The 12,902-nt window shown below is 71.8% G+C and carries 11 protein-coding genes and 1 pseudogene; 8 read left to right on the top strand and 4 right to left on the bottom strand.

Translation table 11 applies throughout. The features are described from left to right. Positions 1-15 precede the first annotated feature (15 nt). The 3 genes from AB0F03_RS29120 to AB0F03_RS29110 all read left to right on the top strand — a co-directional run bounded on the left by AB0F03_RS29120 (position 16) and on the right by AB0F03_RS29110 (position 5,120). Entirely contained in the window at positions 16-3,027 is a 3,012-nt protein-coding gene (locus tag AB0F03_RS29120) for a glycoside hydrolase family 3 N-terminal domain-containing protein (RefSeq protein WP_361997159.1), read from the top strand. 64 nt (positions 3,028-3,091) lie between these two features. After that, a complete protein-coding gene (locus AB0F03_RS29115; protein ID WP_361997157.1) occupies positions 3,092-4,477 on the top strand; it encodes a hypothetical protein in 1,386 nt (461 codons plus the stop codon). Positions 4,478-4,526: 49 nt separating this feature from the next. Then, entirely contained in the window at positions 4,527-5,120 is a 594-nt protein-coding gene (locus tag AB0F03_RS29110; RefSeq protein WP_361997155.1) for an NAD(P)H-dependent oxidoreductase, read from the top strand. A 5-nt stretch (positions 5,121-5,125) separates the two neighbouring features. On the opposite strand, the gene AB0F03_RS29105 is transcribed toward AB0F03_RS29110, so the two are convergent. Both AB0F03_RS29105 and AB0F03_RS29100 read right to left on the bottom strand, forming a co-directional pair. Next, on the bottom strand, positions 5,126-5,371 hold the full coding sequence (locus AB0F03_RS29105) for a DUF397 domain-containing protein (RefSeq protein WP_361997153.1): 246 nt from the start codon (positions 5,369-5,371) through the stop codon (positions 5,126-5,128). Beyond that, positions 5,371-6,174: a helix-turn-helix transcriptional regulator gene (locus tag AB0F03_RS29100; RefSeq protein ID WP_361997151.1), complete on the bottom strand. Its 804-nt coding sequence runs from the start codon at positions 6,172-6,174 to the stop codon at positions 5,371-5,373. The genes AB0F03_RS29105 and AB0F03_RS29100 overlap by 1 nt, the downstream gene beginning before the upstream one ends. Positions 6,175-6,286: 112 nt before the next feature. Here AB0F03_RS29100 and AB0F03_RS29095 point away from each other — a divergent pair, with 112 nt between their 5' ends. Continuing rightward, on the top strand, positions 6,287-6,706 hold the full coding sequence (locus AB0F03_RS29095) for an ATP-binding protein (RefSeq protein ID WP_361997149.1): 420 nt from the start codon (positions 6,287-6,289) through the stop codon (positions 6,704-6,706). 137 nt (positions 6,707-6,843) lie between these two features. Here AB0F03_RS29095 and AB0F03_RS29090 read toward each other — a convergent pair whose 3' ends face one another. Continuing rightward, the gene (locus AB0F03_RS29090; protein ID WP_361997147.1) at positions 6,844-7,467 is read right to left on the bottom strand and encodes a YceI family protein; all 624 of its coding nucleotides are present in this window, start codon (positions 7,465-7,467) and stop codon (positions 6,844-6,846) included. 217 nt (positions 7,468-7,684) lie between these two features. On the opposite strand from AB0F03_RS29090, the gene AB0F03_RS29085 reads away from it, so the two are divergent. The 4 genes from AB0F03_RS29085 to AB0F03_RS29070 all read left to right on the top strand — a co-directional run bounded on the left by AB0F03_RS29085 (position 7,685) and on the right by AB0F03_RS29070 (position 12,513). Continuing rightward, positions 7,685-8,182, top strand: coding sequence for a hypothetical protein (locus AB0F03_RS29085; RefSeq protein ID WP_361997145.1), 498 nt, complete (start codon positions 7,685-7,687; stop codon positions 8,180-8,182). 25 nt (positions 8,183-8,207) lie between these two features. After that, positions 8,208-10,514, top strand: coding sequence for a polysaccharide lyase 8 family protein (locus AB0F03_RS29080; protein ID WP_361997326.1), 2,307 nt, complete (start codon positions 8,208-8,210; stop codon positions 10,512-10,514). A 154-nt stretch (positions 10,515-10,668) separates the two neighbouring features. Beyond that, complete coding sequence (locus AB0F03_RS29075) at positions 10,669-12,264, top strand: acyl-CoA carboxylase subunit beta (protein WP_361997143.1); 1,596 nt, start codon at positions 10,669-10,671, stop codon at positions 12,262-12,264. Between the two features lie 57 nt (positions 12,265-12,321). Next, the gene (locus AB0F03_RS29070) at positions 12,322-12,513 is read left to right on the top strand and encodes an acyl-CoA carboxylase subunit epsilon (RefSeq protein WP_361997141.1); all 192 of its coding nucleotides are present in this window, start codon (positions 12,322-12,324) and stop codon (positions 12,511-12,513) included. Positions 12,514-12,658: 145 nt separating this feature from the next. On the opposite strand, the pseudogene AB0F03_RS29065 reads toward AB0F03_RS29070, so the two are convergent. Beyond that, positions 12,659-12,902: pseudogene (locus AB0F03_RS29065) on the bottom strand (ATP-binding protein); the annotation flags it as partial.

The following is a 12,902-nucleotide window of genomic DNA, read 5'->3' as shown; positions in this document are numbered from 1 at the left end:
GCCGAGGGAAGGTAAATGCGAAGAACCGCCCTGCTCGCCTCCGCCGCACTTCTTGCCGGTCTGCTGCCCTGGGCGACCGCGCACGCCGCGGACGCACCAGCTCCCGTCCCCGTCGACCGCTTCGAGGGCGAGGTCCCCTTCGCCTCCCAGCCCGCCGAGGGCATCTTCACCTGGGGCGGCGACGCCGACGACCCGCCCGCCCTCCGGCTCACCGGCCGCACCGACGCCCCCGAGGGCGGCAAGGTGCTCACCGGCGACTACGACATCAGCGGCTACGGCGGCTTCACCCATGACTTCGCCGCCGGCGCGCCCGCCCACGACTGGTCCGCCCACCGGGGCATCCGCTTGTGGTGGGACGGCCGGAACAACGGCAAGAAGATCGTCTTCGAGATCAAGGACGGCGGCGCCCACGGCGAGGCCTCCGAGCTCTGGAACACCTCCTTCACCGACGACTTCACCGGCTGGAAGCAGATCGAGCTTCCCTTCACCGACTTCGCCTACCGCACCGACTACCAGCCCGTCGGCGGCATCGACCACGTCCTCGGCCTCAAGGAGATGTGGGGCTACTCCGTCACCCTCCCGCCCGGCGCCAAGGGCGACTTCGCCCTGGACGACGTGGAGCTGTACGGCACGGCCGACCCGTCGCTGAACGCCGCCGTCACCACCGACGCACCCCTCTACCCGGTCCGGGAGGGCGGGACGGCCAGGGTGAAGGTCACCGTGGCCACCACCGGCGCCCAGCCCCTCACCGCCCCGGTCACCGTCGCCTACGCCACCGCCGGCGGCACCGCGGACCCCGGCCGCGACTACACACCCGTCTCCGGCACCCTCACCTTCCCGGCCGGCACCGCGTCCGGCACCGCGCGGACCGTCGAGGTGCCCACCCACCGGGACCGGACGGCCGAACCCGCCGAGACCGTCCCCCTGAAGCTCACCGTCACCGGCGCGAAGGCTCCCGCCGAGACCCCGCAGATCGTCCTCGACGCCCACGGACTGCCCTACCTGGACGCCAGGTTGCCCGTGAAGAAGCGGGTGAAGGACCTGCTGGGCCGGATGTCCCTGGCCGAGAAGGCCGGCCAGATGACCCAGGCCGAGCGCGGCGCGGTGGGCCAGGGGAGCGACATCGCCGCCTACGCCCTCGGCTCCCTGCTCTCCGGCGGCGGCTCCACACCCACGCCCAACACCCCCGAGGCCTGGGCCCGGATGATCGACGGCTTCCAGCTCCGCGCGCAGGCGACCCGCTTCCAGATCCCGCTCATCTACGGCGTGGACGCCGTCCACGGGCACAACAACCTGTCCGGCGCCACGGTCATGCCGCACAACATCGGCATCGGCGCGACCCGTGACCCGCGACTCGCCCAGGAGGCCGGCTCGGTGACGGCCGCCGAGGTCCGCGCCACCGGCGTCCCCTGGGACTTCGCGCCCTGCCTGTGCGTGAGCCGCGACGAACGCTGGGGCCGCGCCTACGAGTCCTTCGGTGAGGACCCGGCCCTCGTCGAGTCCATGGAGACCGTCATCCAGGGCCTCCAGGGCCGCGCCGACGGACGGGACCTGAAGCGCGACGACAAGGTCCTCGCCACGGCCAAGCACTTCGTGGCCGACGGCGGCACCGCGTACGGCTCCTCGACCACCGGGACGTACACCATCGACCAGGGTGTCACCCACGTCACCCGCGAGCAGCTCGCGGACATCCACCTCGCGCCGTACCGCACGGCCGTCGACCGGGGCGTCGGCACGGTCATGCCGTCGTACTCCTCCCTGGACATCGCCGGCGACGGCAAGGGCGCGGTGAAGATGCACGCCCGCGGCGACATGATCAACGGTGTCCTCAAGGACCGGCTTGGCTTCGACGGCTTCGTCATCAGCGACTGGAACGCCATCGACCAGCTCCCCGGCGACTACGCGTCCCACGTCCGCACGTCCGTCGACGCGGGCCTGGACATGATGATGGTGCCGTACTCCTACAAGGACTTCACCAGCACGCTCACCGACGAGGTGCGGGCGGGCCGGATCAGCGAGGCCCGGATCGACGACGCCGTCTCCCGCATCCTCACCCAGAAGTTCCGCCTCGGCCTCTTCGAGCACCCGTACGCCGACACGAGCGGCGCCGCGCGGATCGGCTCGCCCGCACACCGGGAGGTCGCCCGCCGGGCCGCCGCCGAGTCGCAGGTGCTGCTGAAGAACGCGGGCGGCCTGCTGCCGCTGAAGAAGTCGCAGAAGGTGTACGTCGCCGGGTCCAACGCCGACGACATCGGCAACCAGACCGGCGGCTGGACCCTCACCTGGCAGGGCGCCTCCGGGAACACCGTGCCCGGCACGACCGTCCTCCAGGGCCTGCGCGCGGCGGGCGGGGACGTCACCTACTCCAAGGACGCCTCCGCCCCGACCGGCGGCTACGACGCCGGTGTGGTCGTGGTCGGCGAGACCCCGTACGCGGAGGGCGTCGGCGACGTCGGCAACGGCCACGACCTGCGGTTGTCCGCCGCCGACCAGGCCGCCGTGGACAAGGTCTGCGCGGCCATGAAGTGCGCGGTGCTGATCGTCTCCGGCCGGCCGCAGATCCTGGGCGACCGGCTGGACCGGATCGACGCCCTGGTCGCCTCCTGGCTGCCGGGCACCGAGGGCGAGGGCGTCGCCGACGTCCTGTACGGCCGCCGCCCCTTCACCGGGCAGCTCCCCGTCACCTGGCCGAAGTCGGAGGCGCAGCTGCCGATCAACGTCGGTGACGCGTCGTACGACCCGCAGTACCCCTACGGCTGGGGCCTGACCACCCGCACCCCTGTCCCGGAGGGCGGCACCGCCACCCTGCGCGGCCTCGCCGCCCGCGCCGCCGCGGCCGAACGCCACGGCGACGACCGGGCCGGCCGCGCCCTGGTGGACACGGCACGGCTGCTCGTCCAGCGCAAGGCGGACGGCCACCTCACCGAGGCCGTGGCCAAGCCCTTCGCCGACGCCGACCACCTGCTCCTGACGGGCAGGTACGGGAAGGCGGTGGAGAAACTGGCGCAGGCCTACCGCGCGGCGTGAGACCACAGCGGCACGAATGAACGGTGCGGGGAGGCCTCGGGCACTTTCGGGGTACTTTCGGAGTATGAAGGCCGTGCTGCGGACCCGAAGCCTCCCCGCCCTGCTGCTGGCCGTCCTGGCCCTGATGGCGGCGACCGCGTTCGCGCCCGCGGCGAGGGCGGACACCAGCGTCTCCACCATCGCCCGGGCCCTGCGCGAGAGCCCCGTCTACGTCGACCCGGCGGCCAGGGACCAGCTGTCCGCCGCGGACGCCGACACGCTCGCCCGGCGGATCGAGGACGCGGACAAACCCCTGTTCGTCGCCGTCCTCCCGGCCGGCTACAGCACCGAGAAGCTCTTCTACAAGCTGCGCGCCGCCACCGGGGTCACCGGCCTCTACGGCGTCCGCCTCGGCGACCGCTTCGACGCCCGCGCCGACGTGAGCGTCATGTCGGTCACGGCCCGCAAGAACCTGGTCGCCAGCGTCCAGGGCGAGGACGCCAAGGCCCAGCTGACCGACTTCACCGACCGCGCCCTGGCCAACATGGGCGGCCACGCTCCCAGCAGCTGGGGCGGCACGGACGGCGGGGGCGGCGTCTCCGACACGGGACTGATCACGGCCGGCGCGGTGGTGGTCGCCGGTGGCGCGGGCGCCTACGCGCTGGTCCGCCGCAACCGCCGCCGTCGCGAGGAGGAGCAGCGGGCCGCCCTGGACCGGCTCCGGGTCGTCGTGGACGAGGACATCACCGCCTTCGGCGAGGAACTCGACCGCCTGGACTTCCGGCCCTCCGAACCGGGCGCCGACGACGCGATGCGCGCCGACTACGCGAGCGCCCTGGACGCCTACGAGACCGCGAAGCAGCGGATGGCCGCGGCCCGGCGCCCGGAGGACGTCCGGACGGTCACCGAGGCCCTGGAGGACGGCCGCTTCTCCCTCGCCCGGCTGGCCGCCCGCCGCGAGGGCCGCCCCCTGCCCGAGCGCCGCCCGCCGTGCTTCTTCGACCCCCGCCACGGCCCCTCGGTCACCGACGCCACCTGGACCCCGCCCGGCGGCGCACCCCGCCAGGTCCCCGTGTGCGCGGCCGACGCCACCCGGCTGGCCGACGGCCTCGACCCCGCCGTCCGCGAGGTCGACACCGAGTACGGCCGCCGCCCCTACTGGGACGCGGGCCCGGCCTACGGCCCCTGGGCGGGCGGCTACTTCGGCGGCGGCCTGCTGCCCGGCCTCCTCGTCGGCACCGTCCTGGGTGGCATGATGGCCGCGCCCGCGTACGCCGCCGACTACGGCACCGGGTACGGCGACTTCGGCGGCGGCTTCGACGGCGGCTACCAGGGCGGCGACGTCTCCGGCACGGACTTCGACCCCGGGGACTTCGGCGGCGGCTTCGGCGACGGCGGCGGCTTCGACGGCGGCGGAGGCGGGGACTTCGGTGGCGGCGGAGGGGGAGGGGACTTCGGCGGCGGCTTCTAGCGGGCGGCGCGCCGATCGGGGAGGATCAGGCTTGATCAGGGGAGGGACCATGCGCATCGGGGTCTACCTGGCGCACCCGCGTCCGGGCAGCTTCAACCACGCTGTCTTCGGTGCCGTCGTGGCGGAACTCGGCGACCGCGGGTGCCACGTGCTCGCGCACGACCTCTACGCGGAGGGCTTCGCCCCGGCGCTGACCCCCGACGAGACCGGGACGGTCCTCTCGGCCACCCCCGCCCGGGACGCGCAGGTGGAGCTGCACCGGTCCGAGGTGGCCACCCTCGACGCCCTGGTGCTGATCCACCCGAACTGGTGGGGCATGCCGCCCGCCGTCCTCACCGGCTGGGTGCAACGGGTGCTGGCGCCCGGCGTCGCGTACAAGCTGGACACCGCGGACGGAGAGCCCGCCGGGCTGCTGAAGGCCGGCCGGGCGCTCGTCCTGAACACCTCCGACACCCCCGCCGACCGTGAGGAGAGCGAGTTCGGCGACCCGCTGCAAAGGATCTGGGCGGCCTGCGTCCTGCCGTACGTGGGTGTCACCGACGTCCGTCGAGTCGTCTTCCGTACGGTCACCGACTCGGCCGACGAAACGCGCGCGTCCTGGCTGCGCCAGGCGCGCCGGGAAGCCGCCGCGCTGCTGGCCTGACCGCCTCAGCGGGCGATGCCGTCCAGGAACTCGCCCCAGGTGGCGGGGGAGAGGGTGAGGATCGGACCGGCGGTGGCCTTGGAGTCGCGGATGTGAACGGCGGCGGGGTGGGCGGCCACCTCGACGCAGTCGCCGCCCTCGTTGCTGCTGTAGCTCGACTTGCGCCAGGAGCAGGCGATCTCTAGGCAGTTACCACCCTCACTGCTGCTGTAGCTGGACTTGAACCAAGCCAGTGCTGCTGCGGTGTTCATCACTCTCCTAGCAGTCCCTTCAGGAAGCGCTCGCTCTCTTCGCAGGAGAGCGCCTGAGATCGCAGCATCGCATACTTGTGGTGGTAGTAGCTGACCTCTTCCGGGTCATCGACGAGGAAGCTGGCGCGCTGGACTTCCAGGTAGACCAGCCGTTCATGCTCCGGAGTCTCAAGCAGCACCATGGGTCCGCCCAACGCTGCGTGGGGGGTCTGCTGCATCGGCATGATCTGAACGCTCATGCGAACCGGCCGGGTGAACTCCAGAATCTGACGGACCTGCTCGCGCAGGACGTAAGGGCCGCCCATCGGCCGCCGCAAAATGGCTTCCTCCAGGATGAAGTGGCCGACGGGTGGTTGCTCGCGCTGCCAGATCAACTGCCGCTCCATGCGAGCCTGAACCCATTGATCCGCAGTCTCGCTGCCCAGCGCCGGATAGCGGTAGTCGAAGACAGTCCGGCAGTAGTCCGGCGTCTGAAGGAGGCCCGGAACAACCAAAGTCTCGTATGACAGGAAGCTCAGCGCCTCCTGCTCGTGATCCACCAACCCCTGAGCGAACTGCACGATCCGGTCCCGGACGGGCAGCTTCTCCAGGAGGACCGTCAGCGCCCCGCCCGTCTCCAGCACCTCGTCGAACTGCTCGGCGCGGTACGGCTGGAGGGCCAGCCGCCCCTGCTCGATGGAGGCCACGGTGTCGACGTGGAGGTGGACGTGCTCGGCTAACGCCTCCTGCGAGAGGTGCGCCTTCTTCCGGTAGTGCGCGACCAGCGCGCCGACCGCCTGCCAGGTACTGACTTTCTTGGGCATGCGTCTGCCATTCCCCCGTGCCCCACGGTCGTCCTCGTAGTGGAGCCGTACAACCCGTCTCTACGACCTCACCCGGTGGCCCACTGTAGTCACGCACCGTGACCCTCGTCGCATGAACCAGGAAACACAACCCCTCGAAACACGCGTCGCGTTCTTCCGGAAGGACCGCAGGTCGGTCGGGTCGGCGCGGCAGTTCAGCCGGGCGGTGCTGACGGACTGGCGGCTGCGGCGGCGGGCGGAGGACGTGCTGCTGTGCGTGAGCGAACTGGCGACCAACGCGCTGCTGCACGGAGTGCCGCCCGGCAGGGGTTTCTCCGTCCGGTTCGACCTCGCGCGCGCCGAGGACCGGCTGCGGATGGAGGTGCACGACAGCGGCCCCGGTACCGTCCGGCTCCGTGAGGTGGATCCGGAGGCGAAGGGCGGCCGGGGACTGCTGCTCGTGGCGGCGCTGGCGGACAAGTGGGGGGTGGGGGAGCGCCACCCGGGCAAGATCGTGTGGTGTGAGTTCGAGGTGCGGGCCGGCCGCGCCTGAGCCGGGGGCCGCGTGATGTCCGGGCGGACGCTCCGGTCACCGGGCATGCCGGAGCGCCCGCCCTCTCCTTGGGGGGGAGTGGAGGGCGGGCGCGCTCAGGGGGCGAGTGCTCCGAAGTCGGCTGGGCCGCCGGAGGTTCAGGCGTTCTTGATGGCCGAGATGTCGAAGGCCAGCTTGATCTTGTCGGACACCAGGACGCCACCGGTCTCCAGCGCCGCGTTCCAGGTGAGGCCCCACTCGGAGCGCAGCAGTTCGGTCCTGCCCTCGAAGCCGACGCGCTCGTTGCCGAACGGGTCCGTGGCGGAACCGTTGAACTCCAGGTCGAGGGTGATCGACTTGGTGACGCCGAGCAGGGAGAGGTCACCGGTGATGCGGTAGTCGTCGCCGCCGAGCGCCTCCGCCTTGGTGGAGCGGAAGGTCATGACCGGGAACTCCTCGATCCGGAAGAAGTCGGCCGACTTCAGGTGGCCGTCGCGGTCGGCGTTGCCGGTCTCGATGCTCTCCATCCGGATGTCGAGCGTGGCGGTGGACCTGGAGGGGTCGGCACCGTCCAGGTGCAGGGTGCCGGTGAAGTCCTGGAAGCCGCCCTTGACGTTGGTGATCATGGCGTGCCGGGCGACGAAGCCGATCGTGCTGTGGCTCGGGTCGATCGTGTAGTCGCCGCTCAGCGCGGTGAGGTCGGTGCCGGCGGTGGCCTGCGGGGCGGGGGCGGCGATGGTGGCGGTGGCGGTGGCGGTGGCCTTGCGGCTGAAGATACCCATGACGAGCTCCTTGGTTGAAAGTTGAACGAACCGACGACCCCGAAGGTAGACCTATTCCGTTGAGAATTCAACTTCATCCGTTAAGTGGTCGTCCGGACGCGAAGAGTGATGGCGTACGCCCTCTGGCGCGGTCGCGGAGCGCTCGGGCACCATCTGGCTGCACCACCTGCACATGCCGCCCCCCAGGAAGCACGGCCCACCGCAGGAAGGCACCCCCATGAAGGTCCGCTCCGCCCTGACCGCGCTCGCCCTCGTCGTCGCCCCCGGCGTCGCCGTCCTCGGCACCGCGAGCGACGCGTTCGCCGTCACGAAGATCAGCCAGGCGACCGCCACCCAGATGTTCCGCAGCGCCGGCATCACCTGGTCGTCCTCCGGCAACTGCTCCGACCGGAACAACTCCACCTGTACGTCCTTCGACCAGCTCAACCTCGCCACCGCCCAGGGCGCCCAGACCCTCAAGGGGGCCAGCGGCTGCGCCCTCAACATCACCGGCGGCACCGAGACCGGCCACGCCTCCGGCACCTACTCGCACTGGAACGGCTACAAGCTCGACTACGGCAAGAACACGTGCGTGACGTCGTACATCAAGAACAACTTCACGTACATCGGGCTGCGCGGTGACGGCTATCCGCAGTGGCAGTCCGGCTCCGGCAACGTCTACGCCGACGAGGGCAGCCACTGGGACGCGCTGTACTACAACTGCGGCGGCTGCTGAGCCGGAGAGGGCGGTGACCGGCCCCATGCGCATGACCCGGCGCGCACTGCTGCTGGCCGCCGCCCTCGCCGCCGCCCCCGCGCCCGGCGCGCGGGCGGCGGACGGCGACCCGTACGACGCGCTGCGCCGCCGGTGGCTCGGCATCACGCTCGGCACGGGATACGACCCGGGCGCCGAGCCGTACGCCTCCCGGCTCGCGGAACTCGGGACGCGCGCACGGGACTTCCGGGCCACCATGACCCCCGCCCCGACTTCCCTCTGGCCCGGCCACCCCTTCGACCCGCCGTCCGGCATCACCTTCTCGTACGGCCGCCTGTGGACCATGGCCCAGGCCCACGCGCAGGACGGCACCGGCTCCACCGGCGACCCCGGTCTCCTCGCCGACGTGCTCCGCGGCCTCGACCACCTCTCCGCCACCGTCTACCACCCCGGCACCACCCCCTACGGCAACTGGTGGGAGTGGCAGATCGGCAGCCCCCGCCTCCTCATGGACATCACGGCCGCCCTGTACGACCCGCTCGGCCCGGACCGTGTCGCGGCGGCCTGCGCGGCCGTCGACCACTTCCTGCCGGACCGCCTGCTCACCGACTACTCCGGCACCTCCACCGGCGCCAACCGCGTCGACCTCTGCCGTTCGGTCGCCCTGCGCGGCGTCCTCGGCCGGGACCCCGGCCGGATCTCCCTCGCCCGGGACGCGCTCTCGCCCGTCTTCCCGTACGTCACCCGGGGCGACGGCCTCTACGCCGACGGCTCCTTCGTCCAGCACACCTCGGTCGCCTACACGGGCACCTACGGGCAGGTCCTGCTCGACGGCCTCGGGCGGCTGTTCGCGCTGCTCGCCGGCTCGGACTGGGAGGTGACGGACCCCGGCCGGCGGAACGTCCTGGACGGTGTCGAACACGCCTACGCGCCCCTGATCCACGACGGGCTGGTGATGGACTGCGTCAACGGCCGCGCCATCAGCCGCGGCCTGCTGCGCGGCGACGACCTGGCAGTCATGCGCAGCGACCACTACCACGGGCACGCCCTGATCGCCGCCGTAGCCCTCCTCGCGGGCGGCGCGGGCGAGGCCGAGCGGGAACGGTGGCACGGCCTGGTCCGGGGCTGGATCCAACGGGACACCGTCACCCCGCTGCTGACGTCACCCCAGTTCGGGGTCGCCGACCTCGCGCGGCTGCACGCCATCGCCCGGGCACCCGGCCCCGCCACCCCCGAACCCCTCGGCCACCGCCTCTTCCCGGCCATGGACCGCGCCGTCCACCGCGCCCCCCGCTTCACCGCCGCCCTCGCCATGGCCGGCGACCGCATCGCCCACTACGAGTGCGGCAACGGCGAGAACCCGCGTGGCTGGCACACCGGCTCCGGCATGCTCTCCTGGTGGCCGCGCGGCGGCGGCGACCAGTACACGGACTGGTACTGGCCCACCGTCGACCCGTACCGGCTGCCCGGCACCACCGTGTCGACCCGGCGGCTCGCCGACCGGGCCGGCGGCGAGTGGGGCGCCCCCCGGCCGGACGTCCGCGCCGTCGGCGGCACCACCGACGGCACGTACGCGGCCGTCGGACAGCACCTCAAGGGCCTCGGCTCCACCCTGGAGGCCCGCAAGTCCTGGTTCTTCCTGCCCGACGCCGTCGTCTGCCTCGGCGCCGGGATCAGCTGCTCCGACGGCGTCCCGGTCGAGACGGTCGTGGACAACCGGAACCTGGGCGAGAACGGCACCCAGAGCTTCGTACGGGGCCGGAACTGGGCGCACCTGGCGGGCCACGGCGGCTGGGTCCTGCTGTCCGGGCCGGACCTGCGCACCCTGCGCGAGGACCGCACCGGCGCCTGGTCGGACATCAACACCACCAGCGACGACGAACGGCGCACCCGGCGCTGGCAGACCCTGTGGCTCGACCACGGCACCGACCCGGCCGGCGCCCGGTACGCCTACGCCGTCCTGCCCGGTGCCTCCCGCGCCGAGACCGCCGCCCGGGCCGCCGCCCCGCACCGGCTGTCCGTCCTCGCCAACGACACCACCGGCCAGGCCGTCGCCGTACCCGGGCTGGGGCTGACCGCGGCCACCTTCTGGCGGGCCGGTACGGTGGGGGAGCTGACCGTCTCCGCCGGCGCGAGCGTGCTCGTCGTCCGCCGGGGCCGCACGGCCACCCTCCGCGTCAGCGAGCCGTCCCGCACCGGAGCGCCGCTGGAACTGGTCTGGGACCGTCCGGTGCGTGCCGTCGTGCGGGCCGGCGACGGCGTCGAGGTCCTTTCGGCCGACGGCCGTCTGAGGCTCCGTGTCACTCCGGGGAGGGCATGTGCCACCCACGAATGTGAGGTGGCTCTCGCGTGATCTCTTTGTGGCACACCTACAACTGTCCGGCCTCCTGAGCAGTCGGAACGGCTGCATGCGGGGATGGTTCTGTTCACTGGTACCAGGAAAACGGGCCGGAGACTGTACAGAGTCAACGGCTCGCTTTCCTTGGTCTCCTTCGTATGGTCACTACATGACCGTTTTGGAAGAGACGACGGGTGAGCCGACCGGCGAGCCGACGGACGCGCGCGGGCGGGTCGCCGAGCTGCACGAGATTCGTGCGCAGGCCGTCGCCGGCCCCAGCGAGAAGGCGACCGAGGCGCAGCACGCCAAGGGCAAGCTGACGGCGCGGGAGCGGATCGAGCTGCTCCTCGACCCCGGGTCCTTCCAGGAGGTCGAGCAGCTGCGCCGGCACCGGGCGACCGGCTTCGGCCTGGAGGCCAAGAAGCCGTACAGCGACGGTGTCATCACCGGCTGGGGCACGGTGGAGGGCCGTACGGTCTTCGTCTACGCCCACGACTTCCGGATCTTCGGCGGCGCGCTCGGCGAGGCCCACGCCACCAAGATCCACAAGATCATGGACATGGCCATCGCGGCCGGTGCCCCGCTGGTCTCCCTGAACGACGGCGCGGGCGCCCGCATCCAGGAGGGCGTCAGCGCGCTCGCCGGGTACGGCGGCATCTTCCAGCGCAACACCAAGGCGTCCGGTGTCATCCCGCAGATCTCCGTGATGCTCGGCCCGTGCGCGGGCGGCGCGGCCTACAGCCCCGCCCTGACGGACTTCGTCTTCATGGTCCGCGAGACCTCGCAGATGTTCATCACCGGCCCGGACGTGGTCAAGGCGGTGACGGGCGAGGAGATCACCCAGAACGGCCTGGGCGGCGCCGACGTCCACGCGGAGACCTCCGGCGTCTGCCACTTCGCGTACGACGACGAGGAGACCTGCATCGCCGAGGTGCGTTACCTCCTCTCGCTCCTGCCGCAGAACAACCGCGAGAACCCGCCCCGGGTGGAATCCTCCGACCCGCTGGAGCGCCGCGGCGACGTCCTGCTCGACCTGGTCCCGGCGGACGGCAACCGGCCGTACGACATGGCCAAGGTCATCGAGGAGATCGTCGACGACGGCGAGTACCTGGAGGTCCACGAGCGCTGGGCCCGCAACATCATCTGCGCCCTCGCCCGCCTCGACGGCCAGGTCGTCGGCATCGTCGCCAACCAGCCCCAGGTCCTGGCGGGCGTCCTGGACATCGAGGCGAGCGAAAAAGCTGCGCGCTTCGTCCAGATGTGTGACGCTTTCAATATCCCGATCGTCACGTTCCTGGACGTCCCCGGGTTCCTCCCCGGTGTCGACCAGGAGCACGGCGGAATCATCCGTCACGGCGCGAAGCTGCTGTACGCCTACTGCAACGCGACCGTGCCGAGGATCTCACTCATCCTGCGCAAGGCGTACGGAGGCGCCTACATCGTCATGGACTCCCAGTCGATCGGCGCCGACCTCACCTACGCCTGGCCGACGAACGAGATCGCCGTGATGGGCGCGGAAGGCGCGGCCAACGTCATCTTCCGCCGGCAGATCGCCGAGGCCGAGGACCCCGAGGCCATGCGTCAGAAGATGGTCAAGGAGTACAAGGCCGAGCTGATGCACCCCTACTACGCGGCCGAGCGCGGCCTGGTCGACGACGTCATCGACCCCGCGCAGACCCGCGAAGTCCTGATCAGGTCCCTGGCGATGCTGCACACCAAGCACGCCGACCTGCCCTCCCGCAAGCACGGCAACCCCCCGCAGTAACCCAGCGGACCCGCCGCGGCAATCCCGCGGACCTCTCTCTGACGGAGACTGACATCCATGAGCACTCCTGACATCCGCGTCGAGAAGGGCCACGCCGAGCCCGAGGAAGTCGCCGCCATCACGGCCGTCCTCATGGCCCGCGCCGCCGCCCGCCCCGCGCCGTCGGCCACGCACCGAGCCCGTGCCAAGGCGGGCTGGCGCCGCCTGGAACGCGAACCCGGCTTCCACGCCCCGCACAGCTGGCACTGAGCCCGTACGTCCCCGAAGGGGGCCCACCCGCCCGGGTGGGCCCCCTTCGGCGTGCGGGGACGACATGAGCACAGAAAAAGGGGGGTGCCCTCTCCGGACCGGAGAGGGCACCCCCCTTTTTTTGTTCACCGACCGCGCGGCAGCGTTACCGCAGGCGCGCCATGAGGGCGTGCTCGACGAGGGTGATCAGTGCCGACTTGGCGTCCGCGCGGTGGCGGGCGTCGGTGGTGATGATGGGGGTGTCGGGGCCGATCTGGAGGGCCTCGCGTACCTCGTCCGGTGAGTACGGCTGATTGCCGTCGAAGCCGTTGAGGGCGATGACGAACGGCAGGCCGCTGTTCTCGAAGTAGTCGACGGCGGGGAAGCAGTCGGCGAGGCGGCGGGTGTCC

The sequence above is a fragment of the Streptomyces sp. NPDC028722 genome (genome assembly GCF_040637655.1).
In the GTDB taxonomy this organism is placed as follows: domain Bacteria; phylum Actinomycetota; class Actinomycetes; order Streptomycetales; family Streptomycetaceae; genus Streptomyces.
Note: the sequence above shows the minus strand (reverse complement) of the source record. Positions and strands in the feature narration are given on the sequence as shown.